Below are 16878 nucleotides of genomic sequence, written 5' to 3'. Positions count from 1 at the left end.
GACGAACGGGTCGCCATTGTAAGGCGGCATCCCGAGTCGCAGCCGCCGGGCGCCGCCACGATGCAGGCGCCGGCCGGCGTAGTCATTGATCTGGATCAAGGCCGAACGCGCGGCGGAAGCGGAAGATCGCGCTCAACCTACCGCCACCCGGCCCCCCAGATGCACATTTTCCACAAGGCGGCACAGCCATGATCGACACCACGGTCATAGAGCTGTCGCGGCTGCAATTCGCCATGACCGCCATGTACCACTTCCTGTTCGTCCCACTCACCCTCGGCCTGTCCTTCATGATCGCGATCATGGAGAGCGTGTACGTCATGACCCGCAAGGAGGTCTGGCGGCGCATGGCGCTGTTCTGGGGCGTGCTGTTCGGCATCAACTTCGCGATGGGCGCGGCCACCGGCATCGTGATGGAATTCCAGTTCGGCATGAACTGGTCCTACTACAGCCACTACGTCGGCGACATCTTCGGCGCGCCGCTGGCGATCGAGGGGCTGATGGCGTTCTTCCTGGAGGCGACCTTCATCGGCCTGTTCTTCTTCGGCTGGAACAAACTCTCGCCGGTCAAGCACCTGATGGTGACCTGGCTGATGGCGCTGGGCACCAACCTGTCGGCGGTGTGGATCCTGATCGCCAACGGCTGGATGCAGAACCCGACCGGCGCGGTGTTCAACCCGGACACCATGCGCATGGAAGTGGTCGACTCATGGCGGTGGTGTTCAACCCGGTGGCGCAGGCCAAGTTCGCGCACACGGTCAGCGCCGGCTACGTGACCGGCGCGGTGTTCGTGATGTCGATCAGCGCGCTGTTCCTGCTGCGCGGCAAACACCGCGACGTCGCGCGGCGCTCGTTCGCGGTGGCCGCCGCGTTCGGCCTGGCCTCCTCGCTGTCGGTGGTGGTGCTCGGCGACGAGAGCGGCTACGCCGCCAACGAACACCAGAAGATGAAGCTGGCCGCGATCGAGGCGATGTGGGAGACCGAGCAGGCCCCGGCCGACTTCACCGCCTTCGGCATCCCCGACCAGACCACCGGCAGGAACGACTACCCGATCAAGGTGCCGTACCTGATGGGCCTGGTCGCCACGCGCTCGCTGAACACGCCGGTGTCCGGCATTCTGCAACTGGTCAAGCGCGCCGAGCATCGCATCCGCGGCGGACAGATCGCCTACGGCGCGCTGGAACGGCTCAAGGCCAACCGCAATGATGCGCAGGCGCGCGCGGTGTTCGACCGCCATTGGCAGGACCTGGGCCACGGCCTGCTGCTCAAGCGCTACCGCGACGACATCCTCAACGCCACGCCGCAGGAGATCTGCAAGGCCGCGCTGGACACCGTGCCGCGCGTGCCGCCGCTGTTCTGAACGTTCCGGATCATGGCCGGCCTGGGCTTCTACCTGATCGCCTTCTTCGTCGCGGCGATGTGGTTTTCGTGCAAGCACAAATTCGAGGACAAGCGCGGGTTCCTGACGCTGGCGCTGTGGACCCTGCCGGCGCCGTGGATCGCGATCGAATGCGGCTGGTTCGTCGCCGAGTACGGCCGCCAGCCGTGGGCGGTGGAAGGCGTGCTGCCGACCTTCTACGCCGCCTCCGGCCTGGCCCTGCACGACATCCTGATCACCCTGGCCGGCTTCGTGGCGATCTACACCACACTGCTGATCGTCGAGATCAAGCTGCTGCTCAACGCAATCGGCAAGGGCCCGGACGATCCGCCCGCCCTGCTGCAGCCGACCCCCCGCCCCGCCGCGCCCCTTGCCGCCACCGCGGCGGCCGGCCAACGCTGATCCCGGCAGGAGAATGACGATGGACTTCATTGCATTGGACTACGCCACGCTGCGCGTGATCTGGTGGCTGCTGCCCGGCATCCTGCTGATCGGCTTCGCGGTCATGGACGGTTTCGACCTGGGCGTGGGCGCGCTGCTGCCGTTCGTGGCCAGGACCAACACCGAACGGCGGCTGGTGGTCAACACCATCGGCCCGGTCTGGGAAGGCAACCAGGTCTGGCTGATCCTCGGCGGCGGTGCGATCTTCGCCGCCTTCCCGCCGCTGTACGCGGTCAGCTTCTCCGGCTTCTACCTGGCCATGTTCGTGATCCTGTTCGCGCTGATCCTGCGCCCGGTCGGATTCAAGTTCCGCGGCAAGCTGCCCAGCCAGCGCTGGCGCAACGGCTGGGACTGGGCGCTGTTCCTCGGCGGCTTCATCCCGGCGCCGATCATGGGCGTGGCGGTGGGCAACGTGATGCTGGGGCTGCCGTTCCACTTCGACGACACGCTGCGGGTGTTCTACACCGGCGCCTTCTTCGGCCTGCTGATGCCGTTCGCGCTGCTCGCCGGCCTGCTCAGCGTGAGCATGCTGGTGGCGCGCGGCGCGGCGATGCTGGTGCTGAAGACCGACGGCCCGGTGGCCGAGCGCGCCGCTCGGTACGGCAGCGTGGCGGCACTACTGGCCTGCGCGCTGTTCGCCATCGGCGGGATCTGGGTGGCGATGGGTCTGCCCGGCTACGCGGTGAGCTCGCAGACGGTCACCGACGGCGCCACCAACCCGCTGCTGAAGACCGCGGTGCTCGGCGAGGTCGGCGGCTGGATGCACAACTACCAAGCGATGCCGCCGACCGCGCTGGCGCCGGTGGCTGGCCTGCTCGGCCTGCTGCTGAGCGCGGCGCTGCTGCGCAGGCGGCGCGGCGGCCTGGCGTTCATCGCCTCGGGCACGGCGATCGCCGGCATCATCCTCACCGTGGGCCTGGCGCTCTTCCCGTTCCTGCTGCCCTCCTCCAGCCAGCCCGGCTCCAGCCTGACCGTGTGGGACGCCTCCAGCAGCCGCCTGACCCTGTGGATCATGCTGCTGGCCACTGTGGTGTTCCTGCCGATCGTCCTCGCCTACACCATCTGGGTGTACCGGGTGCTGAAGGGCAAGGTCACCGTCGCCTCGATGGACGACAACCCCAGCGCGTAGTGAGCGCGTTCACCCCGATCGCATAGGAGATCGCAGTATTTGGTATTTCGCCTGGATTCTCGGTGTCGGCCTGGCCTCCACCGCCGCCATCCTCAACGGCATGTGGTTCGAGGCGCGCGAGGGCACCGCCAAGGACGCCGCCGACTGAAATCTTTCCGCAAAGGATCTTGCCGAATGCGGGCGCCCCCCGTATCATGTGCGGCTCCTTCGGGGTGTAGCTCAGTCTGGTAGAGCGCTACGTTCGGGACGTAGAGGTCGCAGGTTCGAATCCTGTCTCCCCGACCACTTGTTAGAACCTGTTCACAATCTTTCCCGGGTAGTGCAAACTCTGCGGATGCGCACAAAGACGTATCCGAGTGACATGAGCCGGGAGCGGTTCGAGCAGATCCGCCCCATTCTGGAGCAGGCGCGCAAGCGTACCAAGCCACGGACCGTGGATCGGGTTCTACCCCGAAATCACGGCCGGTTGTGAAAGGGTGGAAAACTTCAAATCCTCTCTGTCAATCCTTCGCCGCATCCTTGGGTTGTGGCGCCGCTCGATGTATTGGAACACATCGGCTCTTGCCGCATCGAGTGTCGGATAGGTCATGCGGTAGATCCGTTCGCGCTTGAGCAGGCCAAAGAAGCCCTCGCATGCGGCGTTGTCTGCGCAGTGACCCACGGCGCTCATCGAGCACACCAGGGTGTTGGTCAGCAAATACGTCTGATAGTCACCGCTTCGAAACTGACTGCCTCTATCCGAATGCAAGATCACCGGTTCGTCGCCCTGTCGCTGCCATACAGCCGTCTGCACGGCCCGGATCACCATCTGCCGATCTTGCCGATGATGCATGGACCAGCCCACCACCCGATGGTCGAACAGGTCCAAGACAACGCATAGATAGAGCTTGCCTTCCCCGGTCTTGATCTCGGTGATGTCGGTGACCCATTTGCTATCCGGCTCCAGAGCGGTGAAGTCCCGTTCCAGCCGGTTGCGCACGCCCGGCGGAGTGAGTGCCGGCCGGGCTCGCATCCCCCGACGCTTCGGGCGGGGCCAACCTTGCAAGCCATCAACGGCCATCAACCGAGCCACACGGTTCAAGCCGACCCGCTGGCCTTCATCGGCCAGGTCTTCGTGCATTCGACCAGCACCTAGCGTGCACCGGCTATCCTCGTGCAGTTCACGGATGCGGCATGATAGGCGCTCGTTCTCGCGCTGGCGGGCACTCGGCAAGCGCCGGCTCCAACCGTAATAACCACTGGCCGACACCCGCAGGCAACGGCATATCAGCCGGATCGGAAACGCATGGCGGCAACGTTCGATCACCTGATACCTCAGGATGATCCCTTGGCAAAGAACGTCGCCGCTTCGCGCAAAAAATCCCGTTCCTTCTTCACCCGCGCCAGTTCACGCTTCAGACGCACCAGCTCCTCATCGCGTGGTGTGCCCGCGCCAGCAAAGGCACCGTTGCCTCGGCTTGTGGCCTCACGCTTCCAGCGGGTCAACAGGTTGTCACGGATACCCAGCTCCCGAGCCACCTGTGCACAACTGACGCCCGGCTGGCTAGCTTGTTCAAGCGCACCACGCTTGAACTCCACACTGAACTTTCTTCGCTTCGACATGAACACTCCTCATCGGCCGCATCGGCCTTCTCGTCAGTGTCCGTGATAACAGGGTAGAACCCGTGCGCGAGGACGCTCAGCGGTGCTGCCGGTAGCCGGCGATGTCCTGCTCGGCCAGCAGCTGCCGCAGCTGGCTTTCCGAGGCGCGCCGCATCGGCTTTTCGTCGACCTGCGACAGCGGCGCCTGGCGCAGCGCATCGTAGGGCAGCACGGTCAGGTCGAAGGTCAGCTCCTCGGCGGCGAACAGCCACACCGGGAAGCCCTCGCTGCGTTCGCGGTCCAGGCGTAGCCGGCGCGTGCGCGATTCGGCCGGGATCCGGTGTTCTTCCAGAAAGCGCGCCACCGCTTCTGCGTCGTCGCTGTGCAGGTGCAGTTGCACCGGGCTGTTGGCATCGGCGGTGCCGTCGTGCACCGCGCCGACCAGGCGCGGTGCGAACCCACGCAGGAAGTCCATCGCGCGCAGCGCCGCCTCGCGCCGTAGGCGCAGCCTGCCGGCGTGATCGGGACCGGCGAACAGGCGCCGATGCTCGCGCAGCGCGTCCTCGATCTCGCGGTTGCGCGGCAGCGAGGCATCGTCGTGGATACCGAGCCGGTCGGCCGCTTTCAGCTTGGCCTGGTGGAAGTCGCTGATGCCGCCCTCGGCCATCAGCCGAGCGGCTTCGTGGGCCAGCCGGCGGCGGCGTTCGTGGGTGCGGGTCTGGGCATGTTGCCGAGCGTGATGCATGGTGCCGCCTCCCTCAAAGCCTGCCTGGACTGTACAACAGCGCGGTGACGCCGGCATGCAGCGCGGTTAACGCGCGGGACAGGCGCTGCCGTCCGCTCGACCGGCCTCGGCGACCCGGCGTCCGCCCAGTGGCGATCCCGCCAGCATCGCCGCCTCGGCACCGGGACCCGCCGAGTCCCAAGTCCCCGCTCCTGAGACCTGTTCAAAGTCTTTCCTGATTCCCCATCAGTCGCATCCCTTGGTCCAGGCGTCTGCAAAGCTGCATCTGTCTGATCCACAACAGGCCGGTGCCATGGGGAGGAAAAAGTACCTGATCCGGTTCCAGGCCGGCCTGAGTCTGCCGGCGTTTCTGGAGCGCTACGGCCAGCAGGCGCCATGCCGACAGGCATTGTTCGCGCACGGGCTCTCCTCATCCATAGGATCGGATAAGTCGAGCAGACTTTGAACAGGCTCTAAGAATCTGTTCACGATCTTTTGAGTAGTAGTGTCAGGCATGCCAGGTGGATGAACTGCAAGCTGGCGTTGAGCTTGCGCTCGCAGTTCTTCCATAGCCTTCGGTTCTTTTCCAGCCACGCAAAGCTGCGTTCGACGCTCCAGCGCTTGGGCATGACCTTGAAGATGTGCAGTTCGCTGCGTTTGGCGATCTGCACCGTGACTTGCTTGCCCAGGATCTCTCGTACGCCTTCGGCGAATGGTTCTGCGGTATAGCCGCTATCGCACAACAGGCTTTGCACGTGTCCCAGGTTCGGCTTGCAACGATCCAGGGATTGGAGCGCGCCTTTGCGGTCGGTCACTTCCGCCGTCGTCACCGCGACCGCATGCGGCAGGCCTTGGGTATCGACGGCGATGCGACGCTTGATCCCCGAGACCTTCTTGCCCGCGTCATAACCCTTCTGGCCGGCCGTGTCCGTGTTCTTCACGCTCTGTGCGTCCACGATCAAGAACGTGCTGCAAGCGTTGCGCCCCTGTCTCTGGCGGGCCGCGCCAACCTGATTTTTTGAGCGCCCGCTCCAGCAGGCTCACTCCTTCATCGTCTGGTTCGCTCCACTTGGCAAAGTAGCAGTGCACGGTGCGCCACTTCGGGAAGTCGCTGGGCAGCGCTCGCCACTGACAGCCGGTGCGCAGCAGGTACAGCACCGCGCACCACACGTCCTACAGATCCACGGTCCGTGGCTTGGTACGCTTGCGCGCCTGCTCCAGAATGGAGCGGATCTGCTCGAACCGCTCCCGGCTCATGTCACTCGGATACGTCTTTGTGCGCGTCCGCAGAGTTTGCACTACCCGGGAAAGATCATGAACAGGTTCTAAGTCTCGCGGCCGTCAGAAAATATCGAACGCCGCATCGTCGGTCTTCTGGTCCTGCAGGTCGTTGTCGAACTCCTGGATGCGATCCATGTCCTCGACCTTGATCCACTCGGTGGCGCCGTTGAGCGTGGCCTGGACCATGCCGGCCGGCGGGTCGTTGCCGGCGATCGGCTTGTCCTGCAGCGCCACGCGCATGTAGTCGATCCAGATCGGCAGCGCCGCCCTGCCTCCGTACTCGCGGTAGCCGAGCGAGCGGAAGTCGTCGCGGCCAACCCATACGGTGGTCACGTAAGGGCCGCCGAAGCCGGAGAACCAGGCGTCGCGATGGTCGTTGGTGGAGCCGGTCTTGCCGCCGACATCCTCGCGTCCCAGCACCTTGGCGGGGGTGCCGGTGCCGCGCTGGACCACATCGCGCATCATCGACACCAACTGATAAGCGATGCGCTCGTCGATCGCGCGCGGCGCCACCTTGGCCTCGGGGTCGGTCTTCGCTGTTTCGATCGCCGCCGGCGCCGCCGCGGCGGGCTTGGCGGCCGGCGGCGGCGTGGCGGCGCCGAAGTTGAAGCCGTCGACCACCTGGCTGGCCGGGGCGGTGCTGGCGCCGACGCTGCCGCAACTGCGGCAGGCGGTGGGCGGATGCTCCTGGAACAGCACATTACCGTCGCGGTCGGTGATCTTGTCGATGATCCAGGGGGTCACCCGCGAGCCGCCGTTGGCGAACACCGCATAGCCGCGCGCCACCGACAGCGGGGTCAGCGACGCGGTACCCAGCGACATCGACAGGTTGGGCGGCAGTTCGGCTTCCTGGAAACCGAACTGGCTGATGTACTTGCGAGCGAAGTCCACGCCGATGCTGTCGAGCAGGCGCACCGACACCAGGTTGCGCGACTGCACCAGCGCCTCGCGCAGGCGCATCGGGCCGCGGAAGCCGCCGCCGTCGTTCTGCGGCGACCAGGTCTTGCCGCGGCGGTCGCGGAACACCACCGGCGCGTCGAGCACGATCGAGGCCGGGTTGAAGCCCTTCTCGAACGCGGCCGCGTACAGGAACGGCTTGAAGCTGGAGCCCGGCTGGCGCCGCGCCTGGGTGGCGCGGTTGAACTTGTTGCCGGCATAGCTGAAGCCGCCGACCAGGGCGCGCAGCGCGCCGTTGGAGGCGTCCAGCGACACCAGCGCCGACTGCCCGCGCGGCAGCTGGGTGACTTCCCACTCGCCCGGCTTGTCGCCGGCCTGGATACGCACCAGATCGCCGCGCTTGAGCAGCGCGGCGGGGCTGCGCCCGGTCCAGCGGCTGGACGCGGTCGGCAGCACCACTTCGGTCTTGTTGGCGAGGACCACGGTGGCGCTGCCATCGCTGGCGGTGGCGGTGGCGGCGACGATGCTCGGCAGCATGCCGCCCTGCGCGTAGGTGCCGGACAAATGCGCGGCCAGCGCGGCCGCGTCGGCGTCGGCGGGCACCTCGAAATGCTGCTCCACGCCATGCCAGCCATGGCGCCGGTCGTAGATCACCAGGCCCTGACGCACCGCATGGTTGGCGGCGCCCTGCAGTTGCGTATCGATCGTGGTGGTGACGTGGTAGCCCTTGTCGAGCACGTCGCCGCCGAAGCGCGCGATCATCTCCTGGCGCACCAGCTCGGCCACGTAGGGCGATTCGACCTCGATCGGGCGCTCGTGCGGGGCGGCGTGCATCGGCACCGCCTTGGCCGCCTCGGCCTCGGCCGGGGTGATGAAGCCCAGGGCGGCCATGCGGCTGAGCACGTAGTTGTCGCGGCGCTGCTTGGCGCGCTCGGGATTGCTGACCGGGTTGCCGCTGGACGGGAACTTGGGGATGCCGGCTAGCGAGGCCATCTCGTCCAGGCTCAGTTCGTTGAGCTTCTTGCCGTAGTAGTACTCCGCCGCCGCGGCCACGCCGTAGGCACGGTTGCCGAAGAAGCTCTTGTTGAGGTACAGCTCGAAGATCTCGTCCTTGCTCAGTTTGGCCTCGATCTTGCGCGCCAGCAGGATCTCGGCCAACTTGCGGGTATAGCTGTACTCGGAACTCAGGAAGAACTGGCGGGCGACCTGCTGGGTGATGGTCGACCCGCCCGGCACGCGCTTATCGTTGGTGGTGGCCAGCAGCCACACGGCGCGTGCGATGCCTTTGTAGTCGACCCCGCCGTGCTGGTAGAAGCGCGCGTCCTCGGTGGCCAGGAATGCCTGCTTGAGCCGTTCGGGCACGTCCTTCATGGTGATTGGATAGCGCCGGGTCTCGCCGAACAGGGCCATCAGCTTGCCGTCGCTGGCATAGACGTACATCGGTTCCTGCAGCTTCACCTGGCGCAGCGTCTGCACGTCGGGAAGCTTGGAGGAGACCGCGTAGTACAGCCCGCCGGCGGCGGCGGCTCCGGCCAGGGCGAGGACGACGAACATGACCAGCGCCCAGCGCAGCCAACGACGAAGACGGGGCATCGAGAGAGATTCCGATTGCAGATTTCTTGGCGCAGAGTATAGAGTACGCCGGGAAACGGCTGCGGCTGGTTCCGGGGAAGCGAATGGTTTTCTACCACAGGACACGCCGTGACACGGGTCACGACATGCCCCAGGTGGTTGCCAGCTGCAAAAAATTCGTTATTAATGCGCGGACGCAACATTGTCGTCCAAGTGCCTGTCGGCAGGGGAAAATCTGTGCGGCTTATCCCAAAGAGTCAGCAACCGCTGATCGGTGTCGACATCAGTTCGACCGCGGTCAAACTGCTGCAGCTGTCGCGTAGCGGCAACCGGTTCCGCGTAGAGCACTACGCGGTGGAGCCGCTGCCGCCCAATGCCGTGGTCGAGAAGAACATCGTCGAGGTCGAGGCCGTTGGCGAGGCGATCCGTCGCGCCGTGACCCGTTCCGGCACCCGGGCCAGGCATGCCGCGGCGGCGGTGGCCGGCTCGGCGGTGATCACCAAGCTGATCCCGATGCCGGCCGAACTCGACGAGAACGAATTGGAAGCGCAGGTCGAGCTGGAGGCGGTGAACTACATCCCGTACCCGATCGACGAAGTGAACTTGGATTTCGAGGTGCTGGGCAGCATCCCCAACAACTCGGAGATGGTGCAGGTGCTGCTGGCCGCGTCGCGCTCGGAGAACGTCGAGCTGCGCCAGTCGGCGCTGGAACTCGGCGGGCTGGTCGCCAAGGTCATGGACGTGGAGGCGTTTGCGGTGGAGAACGCGTTCGTGCTGGTGGCCAGCGAGCTGCCGGTGGCGGCCGATGGCGTCGTCGCTCTTGTCGACATCGGCGCCAGCATGACCACGCTCAACGTGCTGCGCGGTGGGCGCAGCCTGTACAGCCGCGAGCAGGTGTTCGGCGGCAAGCAACTGACCGACGAAGTGATGCGCCGCTACGGCCTGACCTACGAGGAAGCCGGCATGGCCAAGCGCCAGGGCGGGCTTCCGGAGAGCTACGAGGTCGAAGTGCTGGAGCCGTTCAAGGAGGCGACGGTGCAGCAGATCAGCCGCTTGCTGCAGTTCTTCTACGCCGGCAGCGAATTCAACCGGGTCGACCACATCGTGCTGGCCGGCGGCTGCGCGGCGCTGGCCGGCTTGCCGGAGATGGTCGAGGAACAACTGGGGGTGGCGACCGTGGTCGCCAACCCGCTGGCGCAGATGACCCTGGGGCCGAAGGTTCAGGCGCATGCACTCGCCCAGGACGCGCCGGCGCTGATGATCGCCACCGGCCTGGCGCTGAGGAGCTTCGACTGATGGCAAGGATCAATCTGCTGCCCTGGCGGGCGGAGCGGCGCAAGCAGCGCGAGCGCGAGTTCTACACCATGCTGGGTTTGGCCGCGCTGGGCGGCGTGCTGCTGGCCTTGCTGATCTGGTTCTACTACGACAGCCAGGTCACCGGGCAGAACGAGCGCAACGCCTATCTGCAAGCGGAGATCGAGAAGGTCAAGGCGCAGAACACGGAAATCAACAGACTCGACGAACAGAAGCGGCGCCTGCTGGCACGCAAGCGGGTCATCGAGGAACTGCAGGCCAAGCGCTCGCAGATGGTGCACCTGTTCGACTCGCTGGTGCGCACCATCCCCGACGGCGTGGTGTTGACCGCGGTCAAGCAGGAAGGCGACATCCTGACCCTGGAAGGGCGCTCGCAGTCCAATGCGCGGGTCAGCGCCTATATGCGCAACCTTGAGGGTTCGGGCTGGATGACCAACCCGGAGCTGTCGGTCATCGAGGCCAAGGCACAGGAGAAGGACGTCAAGGGGCCGATCGCCGACGCCAAGGCGTTGCCCTACGTGTTCACCCTCAGGGTCAAGCTGCCGGTGCCGGCCGACACGGCGGAGGTGGCGCCGGGCGCGCCAGCTGCGGCACCCGCACCGCCACAAACACCGGCACCGGCTGGCGCCACGCCGCCGACGTCCGCGGCGACGCCCGCGCCCGCACCCAACGCACCCGCCACGCCGCCGGCCGCGGCGCCCACGCCTGCCGCCACGCCAGCGCAACAGGGACCGGCGTCATGAGCAAGAAAATCAACCTGAAAGAACTGGACTTCAACAACATCGGCAATTGGCCGCAGCAGGCCAAGGTCGGCTTCTGCGTGCTGCTGGCGTTGTTCATTCTGATCCTGGCGTGGTTCCTGCTGATCGGTGCCAAGCGCGACGAACTGGGGTCGCTGGAGCAGAAGGAATCCGAGTTGCGCGCCTCGTTCGAGAAGGAGCAGAGCCGCGCGGTCAACCTGCAGCCGCTGAAACAGCAGTTGGCGCAGATGGAGCAGGTGCTGCAGCAGATGCTGCGGCAACTGCCGAGCAAGACCGAAATGCCCGACCTGATCATCGACATCTCGCAGACTGCGCTGTCCAGCGGCCTGGCCAACGAGCTGTTCCAGCCAGGACCGGAATCGCCGAAGGAGTTCTATGCGGAAAAACCGATCGCGCTGCGCATGGTCGGCAGCTACCACCAGTTCGGCGCCTTCGTCAGCGGCGTGGCGTCGCTGCCGCGAGTGGTGATCCTGACCATGCACGACATCAACCTGAAGCCGCGCGACAAGGCGACCGGCATCACCGCGCGCGGCGAGCTGGAACTGTCCGGCACGGTGAAGACCTACCGCTACCTCGACGACAAGGAAATGGCCGAGCAGGAGGCCGAGGCGAAGAAGGGATCCAAGCAGGGCGGTGGCGTATGAACCGGCATGGCAAGGCATTCGGGGGTGCGGCCGGACTGGCGCTGGCGTTGCTGCTCGGCGCATGCGGCCGTGGCGTGAACAGCACGCCGGGCGATGCGCCGAACCTGGACAATTGGGTGAAGGAAGTGCGGGCGCGGCCGGCGCAGCCGCTGGAGCCGCTGCCGGTGATGCAGCAGTTCGAGACCTTCGAGTACGCGGCGCAGGGCATGCGCGATCCTTTCAGCGATGCCTGGGCGAACCCGGACGGCAACAACGGCCTGCGCCCGGACCCGAACCGGCGCAAGGAACCGCTGGAGCAGTTCCCGCTGGACAGCCTGACCATGGTCGGCACGCTCGGCAGCGGCGCGGGCCAGGTGGCGCTGGTGATGGCGCCGGACAAGGTGACCTACCGGGTCCGGCCCGGCGTGTACCTGGGACAGAGCGATGGCCGCGTGACCGGAGTGCACGAGGATCGCATCGATGTGATTGAACTGGTGCCGGATGGCGCCGGCGGTTGGCTGGAACGTCCGGCCGCCGTGGCGCTGGACGATCAATGATTGATTATGGGGATAGCACGATGACTTTTTCCAAAGCCCTGAGCCTGCGTCCTATCCGGCGCTACGCGACGGTGCGGCGATGCGCATTGGGGTTGGCGATGCTGGCGAGCTCGGCCGCGATGGGTGTGGCACTGGCGACGCCGGCGGCGCCAGCGGCCGCACCGGCGCCGGTCCAGGCGCCGGCCAAACTCGCGGTGTCGAAGATCGATTTCAAGCGCGGCGACGGCGATGCGGGGCGGCTGATCCTGCGCTTCAGCGGCCAGGGCGCGAGCCCGGACCTGCGCACCCAGGGCAACAGCGTGGTGGTCGACGTCGGCAACGCGTCGCTGCCGGCGGAGCTGCAGCGTCCGCTCAACGTCATCGACTTCGCCACCCCGGTACAGCGCATCGACGCCAAGCCGTACGCCGGCGGCACGCAACTGGTGCTGAGCACCAAAGGCGCGTTCGAGTCGCTGGCCTACCAGGCTGGCAACGAGTACGTGGTGGAGATCTCGCCGCGCGCCGCGACCCCGGCGGTAGGCGCGGTCAGCGCGGCCACGGTCAGCCAGGCGGCCGCGCAGGTCGCCGCGCGCGGCTACAGCGGGCGCCCGGTGACGTTCAACTTCCAGGACGTGCCGGTGCGCACGGTGCTGCAGCTGATCGCCGAGGAATCCAACCTCAACATCGTCGCCTCCGACACCGTGCAGGGCAGCGTGACCCTGCGCCTGGTCAACGTGCCGTGGGACCAGGCGTTGGACATCGTGCTGCGCGCCAAGGGCCTGGACAAGCGCCGCGACGGCGCCGTGGTCTGGGTCGCCCCACAGCAGGAACTGGCCAAGTTCGAGCAGGACAAGGAAGACGCGCGGATCGCGATCGAGAACCGCGAGGACCTGACCACCGACTACATCCAGATCAACTACCACAGCGCTTCCACGATCTTCAAGGCGCTGACCGAGGCCAAGGGCATTGGCGGAGGCAGTGGCGGCGGAGGCGGTAGTGGCGGAGGCAGCGGCAGTGGTCAGACCGACAACGGCTTCCTGTCGCCGCGCGGTCGCATCGTCGCCGACGAGCGCACCAATACGCTGATGATCAGCGACATCCCGAAGAAGATCGCGCAGATGCGCGAACTGATCAACGTGATCGACCGGCCGGTCGACCAGGTGCTGATCGAGGGCCGCATCGTCATCGCCACCGATACCTTCGCCCGCGACCTGGGCGCCAAGTTCGGCATCGGCGGTACCAAGGCCTACGGCGGCAACACCGCCACTATCGGCAGTGGCGCGACCGGTGGCAATACGTCGGCCACGCGCGGGCTCAATGTCGATCTCAGCGGGACCACCTTCACCAATGCGACGTCGTTGCCGAGCCTGGCCTATACCTTGCTTGGATCGAACTTCAACCTGGATCTGGAGCTGTCGGCGCTGCAGGAGGAAGGCCGTGGCGAAGTCATCTCCAACCCGCGCATCGTGACCTCCAACCAGCGCGAGGCGGTGATCAAGCAAGGCAAGGAAATCGGCTATGTCACCATCACCGGCGGCACCGCCGGTACCGCGGCGACGCCGAACGTGCAGTTCAAGGAAGTGCTGCTGGAGCTGAAGGTCACCCCGACCATCACCGACGACAACCGCGTCTTCCTGAACATGAACGTGAAGAAAGACGAGGTCGAGCGCTTCGTGACGCTGCAAGGCTACGGCACCATCCCGGAAATCAACCGCCGCGAGATCAATACCGCGGTGCTGGTGGACGATGGCCAGACCGTGGTGATCGGCGGCGTGTACGAATTCAGCGACCGCAACAGCATCTCCAAGGTGCCGTTCCTGGGCGATATCCCGTTCCTGGGCAATCTGTTCAAGAAGCGTGGCCGCAGCAAGAGCAAGGCCGAGCTGCTGATCTTCGTGACGCCGAAGGTGATGCGCGTGGCCAAGCGCGCCGGCTGAGCCGCCGCCGGCAGCGACGACGCGGCGCGCGCGCCGCCCGTTCGCCTGCGATGCGTCGCGCGATCGACGGGAGCGGCCTTGGCTTCTCCCGTCGCCGTTTGTGCAGCCGATGAGGAAAGTCTGAATTCCCCCGGCGCCGGTCTCAGCATTGGTAGAACCATTTCGCCGCCGATAGGTCAAACTCGGCGCATGAACACCACGCCCTCGAGCCTCGCCCCCCCTCCCGCCGCGTCCGAGCAGCAACGCCTGCACGCGGCCTTCCTCGCGCTGCGCGACGGCCTGTCGGAAACCATCGTCGGTCAGTCCGCGCTGGTGGAGCGGTTGCTGGTCGCGCTGCTCGCCGACGGCCACCTGTTGGTCGAAGGCGCGCCCGGCCTGGCCAAGACCACCGCGATCCGCGTGCTGGCGTCGCGGCTGGAAGCGGATTTCGCCCGCGTCCAGTTCACCCCGGACCTGTTGCCGGCCGACCTGACCGGGACCGAGGTGTGGCGGCCGCAGGAAAGCCGCTTCGAGTTCCTGCCCGGGCCGATCTTCCATCCGATCCTGCTCGCCGACGAGATCAACCGCGCGCCGGCGAAGGTGCAGTCGGCGTTGCTCGAGGCGATGGGCGAGCGCCAGGTCACCGTCGGCCGGCATACCTATGCGCTGCCGAAGCTGTTTCTGGTGATGGCGACGCAGAATCCGATCGAGCAGGAGGGCACCTTCCCGCTGCCTGAAGCGCAGTTGGACCGGTTCCTGATGCACGTGCGGATCGGCTATCCGGAGGCCGCCGCCGAGGCCGAGATCCTGCGCCTGGCGCGCGCGCGCGCTAGAGAGACCCTGGACCATGGCGAGGCCGCGCCGCCGCGGCTGCCGCTGGAGGACGTGTTCGCCGCGCGGCGCGCGGTGCTGTCGCTGCACATGGCGCCGCCGCTGGAGCGCTACCTGATCGAACTGGTGTTGGCCTCGCGCGACGCCAGCGGCTACGACGCGGCGCTGGCGCGGCGCATCGCCTGGGGCGCGAGCCCGCGCGGTTCGATCGCGCTGGAGCGCTGCGCGCGTGCGCGCGCCTGGCTCGGTGGCCGCGACTTCGTGACCCCGGACGACGTGCGCGCGGTGGCGCCGGACGTCTTGCGCCACCGCGTGCTGCCCAGCTACGAGGCCACCGCCGAAGGCTGGGATGGCGACCGCCTGGTCGCCGCGCTGCTGGACAAGGTGCCGCCGCCTTGAACGAGCGGCGCCGCGAGCGGGAACGACCGCAGTGCCGGTCGCCGGCGCCGCGCGCCAGTGCGCGTACCGCCGGCGGCGCCGTGCCGCAGGCGAGGTAGCGCGGTGGCGGTGCGGACGATGCCACCGCAAACGCCGCGCGCCGACGCCGCGATGGGCGGCGCCGGCGTGCGCCCGACCTTGTCCGAGTTGGTGGCATTGCGCGCCAGCGCGGCGCGGATGCCGGCGCCGCGGCGCGGGCGCCACGGGCTCAGTGGCAGTGCGCCGACGGCGCTGCGCGGGCGCGGCATGGAGTATGCCGAGTCGCGCGAATACGTGGCCGGCGACGACGTGCGCCACATCGACTGGCGGCTCACCGCGCGCAGCGGGCGCACCCATACCAAACTGTTCCAGGCCGAGCGCGAGCGACTCAGCCTGATCGTGGCCGATACCGCGCCGACGCTGTACTTCGGCACCCGCGTGCGCTTCAAGTCGGTCCAGGCCGCGCGCGCGGGTGCAGTGGCGGCATGGACCGCGCAACGCCAGGGCGACCGCCTCGCCGCCTTGCGCGGCAGCCGCAGCGAAGCGCCGGTGCCGCCGGCGGCCGGGCCGCGCGGCGCATTGCGCGTGATCGACGCGCTGGCGCGCTGGTACGCGCAGCCGCCGCAGGACGACGCCGGCCTCGGCGTGGCGCTGGAGCACGCGGTCAGGCTGCTGCGGCCGGGGTCGCGGCTGGTGGTGCTGGCCGACCCGGCCAGCGCGCACGCGATTCCCGCGGTGCGCTGGGCCGGGCTGGCGCTGCACAACGACGTGCTGCTGCTGCTGCTGGCCGATGCCCTGGAACTGCAGCCGCCGCGCGCGGCGCTGCCGTTCTGGGCCGGCGGCCGCCGGGTGGAGATCGACTTGCAGGCGGCCAGCGCGCAACGGCGCTGGCACCAACAGTTCGTCGCGCCGCTGGAGACCCTGGCGGCCGAACTGCCTGGCCGCGGCGTGCAGGTGCGCGTGCTGCGCAGCGATGCGGCCAGCGAATCCTGGCTGCTGCCGGCGCCCGACGGGAGCGGGGCGCGATGAGCCCGCAGCAATTGCCGCTGCGCGACGTGCACCTGCCGCCGGCGCCTGCCTGGTGGCCGCCGGCGCTGGGCTGGTTGCTGCTCGGTGCGGCGTTGCTGCTGGCGTTGGGCATCGGGTTGGGCCTGTGGGCATGGCGGCGCGCACGGCGGCGCCGTTGGCGGCGCCAGTTCGACGCGGCACTCGGCGCCGGCGCCGCGCCGGCGCAGGTGGCCGCGGTGTCGGAGCTGCTGCGCCGTGCGGCCCGGCGCCGTGATCCGGCCGCCGCCACGCTGCAGGGCGAGCAATGGCTGCGGTTCCTCGACGGCGGCAAGCGCCAGGACTTTTCTGCCGGGCCAGGCCGCGTGCTGCTCGACGGCGGCTATCGGCGCGAACTGGACGATGCCCAGCTGCAGGCGCTGCTGCCGCTGGCGCGGCGCCGCTTCCTCGGCCTGATGGCCGGGCGATGAACGTG

General features: G+C 67.5%; 13 protein-coding genes, 1 tRNA gene and 2 pseudogenes. 12 read left to right on the top strand and 4 right to left on the bottom strand.

The window, feature by feature from the left end:
• Positions 1–188 precede the first annotated feature (188 nt).
• The 4 genes and pseudogenes from G4Q83_RS05405 to G4Q83_RS05390 all read left to right on the top strand — a co-directional run bounded on the left by G4Q83_RS05405 (position 189) and on the right by G4Q83_RS05390 (position 3230).
• Positions 189–1777: pseudogene (locus G4Q83_RS05405) on the top strand (cytochrome ubiquinol oxidase subunit I).
• Between the two features lie 19 nt (positions 1778–1796).
• A complete protein-coding gene (cydB, locus tag G4Q83_RS05400) occupies positions 1797–2945 on the top strand; it encodes a cytochrome d ubiquinol oxidase subunit II (RefSeq protein ID WP_128421981.1) in 1149 nt (382 codons plus the stop codon).
• A 37-nt stretch (positions 2946–2982) separates the two neighbouring features.
• A complete protein-coding gene (cydX, locus tag G4Q83_RS05395) occupies positions 2983–3093 on the top strand; it encodes a cytochrome bd-I oxidase subunit CydX (protein ID WP_128421982.1) in 111 nt (36 codons plus the stop codon).
• A gap of 60 nt (positions 3094–3153) precedes the next feature.
• Positions 3154–3230 (top strand) — tRNA-Pro (locus G4Q83_RS05390).
• A gap of 160 nt (positions 3231–3390) precedes the next feature.
• On the opposite strand, the gene G4Q83_RS05385 is transcribed toward G4Q83_RS05390, so the two are convergent.
• The 4 genes and pseudogenes from G4Q83_RS05385 to G4Q83_RS05370 form a co-directional block, all read right to left on the bottom strand.
• Positions 3391–4547, bottom strand: a protein-coding gene (locus G4Q83_RS05385) for an IS3 family transposase (protein WP_185817349.1) whose coding sequence is annotated in 2 segments (ribosomal slippage) — positions 3391–4307 and positions 4307–4547 — 1158 coding nt in all. Because the reading frame shifts where the segments join, the coding sequence is not laid out codon by codon here.
• A gap of 76 nt (positions 4548–4623) precedes the next feature.
• The gene (locus tag G4Q83_RS05380) at positions 4624–5271 is read right to left on the bottom strand and encodes a hypothetical protein (protein ID WP_128421988.1); all 648 of its coding nucleotides are present in this window, start codon (positions 5269–5271) and stop codon (positions 4624–4626) included.
• Between the two features lie 464 nt (positions 5272–5735).
• Positions 5736–6507, bottom strand: a pseudogene (locus tag G4Q83_RS05375) (IS5 family transposase).
• 84 nt (positions 6508–6591) lie between these two features.
• Positions 6592–9021 carry a penicillin-binding protein 1A gene (locus G4Q83_RS05370; RefSeq protein WP_128421219.1) on the bottom strand — a complete coding sequence of 810 codons (2430 nt, stop codon included), beginning with the start codon at positions 9019–9021 and terminating at the stop codon, positions 6592–6594.
• Positions 9022–9237: 216 nt separating this feature from the next.
• On the opposite strand from G4Q83_RS05370, the gene G4Q83_RS05365 reads away from it, so the two are divergent.
• From G4Q83_RS05365 to G4Q83_RS05330, 8 genes are all read left to right on the top strand, one after another.
• On the top strand, positions 9238–10296 hold the full coding sequence (locus tag G4Q83_RS05365; RefSeq protein WP_128421218.1) for a pilus assembly protein PilM: 1059 nt from the start codon (positions 9238–9240) through the stop codon (positions 10294–10296).
• A complete protein-coding gene (locus G4Q83_RS05360; RefSeq protein WP_128421217.1) occupies positions 10296–11057 on the top strand; it encodes a PilN domain-containing protein in 762 nt (253 codons plus the stop codon). The genes G4Q83_RS05365 and G4Q83_RS05360 overlap by 1 nt, the downstream gene beginning before the upstream one ends.
• A complete protein-coding gene (locus G4Q83_RS05355) occupies positions 11054–11719 on the top strand; it encodes a type IV pilus inner membrane component PilO (RefSeq protein WP_128421216.1) in 666 nt (221 codons plus the stop codon). The genes G4Q83_RS05360 and G4Q83_RS05355 overlap by 4 nt, the downstream gene beginning before the upstream one ends.
• On the top strand, positions 11716–12255 hold the full coding sequence (locus tag G4Q83_RS05350) for a pilus assembly protein PilP (RefSeq protein ID WP_128421215.1): 540 nt from the start codon (positions 11716–11718) through the stop codon (positions 12253–12255). Before G4Q83_RS05355 ends, G4Q83_RS05350 begins: the two co-directional genes overlap by 4 nt.
• A gap of 20 nt (positions 12256–12275) precedes the next feature.
• Entirely contained in the window at positions 12276–14171 is a 1896-nt protein-coding gene (locus G4Q83_RS05345) for a type IV pilus secretin PilQ (RefSeq protein ID WP_128421214.1), read from the top strand.
• Positions 14172–14360: 189 nt separating this feature from the next.
• On the top strand, positions 14361–15380 hold the full coding sequence (locus tag G4Q83_RS05340) for an AAA family ATPase (RefSeq protein WP_128421213.1): 1020 nt from the start codon (positions 14361–14363) through the stop codon (positions 15378–15380).
• Between the two features lie 117 nt (positions 15381–15497).
• Complete coding sequence (locus G4Q83_RS05335; RefSeq protein ID WP_128421212.1) at positions 15498–16427, top strand: DUF58 domain-containing protein; 930 nt, start codon at positions 15498–15500, stop codon at positions 16425–16427.
• Positions 16424–16873 (top strand): DUF4381 family protein, encoded by a 450-nt coding sequence (locus tag G4Q83_RS05330; protein ID WP_128421211.1) that lies wholly within the window; start codon positions 16424–16426, stop codon positions 16871–16873. Before G4Q83_RS05335 ends, G4Q83_RS05330 begins: the two co-directional genes overlap by 4 nt.
• Positions 16874–16878: the final 5 nt, after the last annotated feature.

It is taken from the genome of Xanthomonas theicola (assembly GCF_014236795.1).
In the GTDB taxonomy this organism is placed as follows: domain Bacteria; phylum Pseudomonadota; class Gammaproteobacteria; order Xanthomonadales; family Xanthomonadaceae; genus Xanthomonas_A; species Xanthomonas_A theicola.
Note: the sequence above shows the minus strand (reverse complement) of the source record. Positions and strands in the feature narration are given on the sequence as shown.

What these genes read in the sequence shown, in the direction of transcription:
- cydB (WP_128421981.1), top strand. Translation starts at nt 1,797, where the DNA reads ATGGACTTCATTGCATTGGACTACGCCACGCTGCGCGTGATCTGGTGG.
- G4Q83_RS05380 (WP_128421988.1), bottom strand. Translation starts at nt 5,271, where the DNA reads ATGCATCACGCTCGGCAACATGCCCAGACCCGCACCCACGAACGCCGC.
- G4Q83_RS05370 (WP_128421219.1), bottom strand. Translation starts at nt 9,021, where the DNA reads ATGCCCCGTCTTCGTCGTTGGCTGCGCTGGGCGCTGGTCATGTTCGTC.
- G4Q83_RS05360 (WP_128421217.1), top strand. Translation starts at nt 10,296, where the DNA reads ATGGCAAGGATCAATCTGCTGCCCTGGCGGGCGGAGCGGCGCAAGCAG.
- G4Q83_RS05355 (WP_128421216.1), top strand. Translation starts at nt 11,054, where the DNA reads ATGAGCAAGAAAATCAACCTGAAAGAACTGGACTTCAACAACATCGGC.
- G4Q83_RS05350 (WP_128421215.1), top strand. Translation starts at nt 11,716, where the DNA reads ATGAACCGGCATGGCAAGGCATTCGGGGGTGCGGCCGGACTGGCGCTG.
- G4Q83_RS05345 (WP_128421214.1), top strand. Translation starts at nt 12,276, where the DNA reads ATGACTTTTTCCAAAGCCCTGAGCCTGCGTCCTATCCGGCGCTACGCG.
- G4Q83_RS05340 (WP_128421213.1), top strand. Translation starts at nt 14,361, where the DNA reads ATGAACACCACGCCCTCGAGCCTCGCCCCCCCTCCCGCCGCGTCCGAG.
- G4Q83_RS05335 (WP_128421212.1), top strand. Translation starts at nt 15,498, where the DNA reads ATGCCACCGCAAACGCCGCGCGCCGACGCCGCGATGGGCGGCGCCGGC.
- G4Q83_RS05330 (WP_128421211.1), top strand. Translation starts at nt 16,424, where the DNA reads ATGAGCCCGCAGCAATTGCCGCTGCGCGACGTGCACCTGCCGCCGGCG.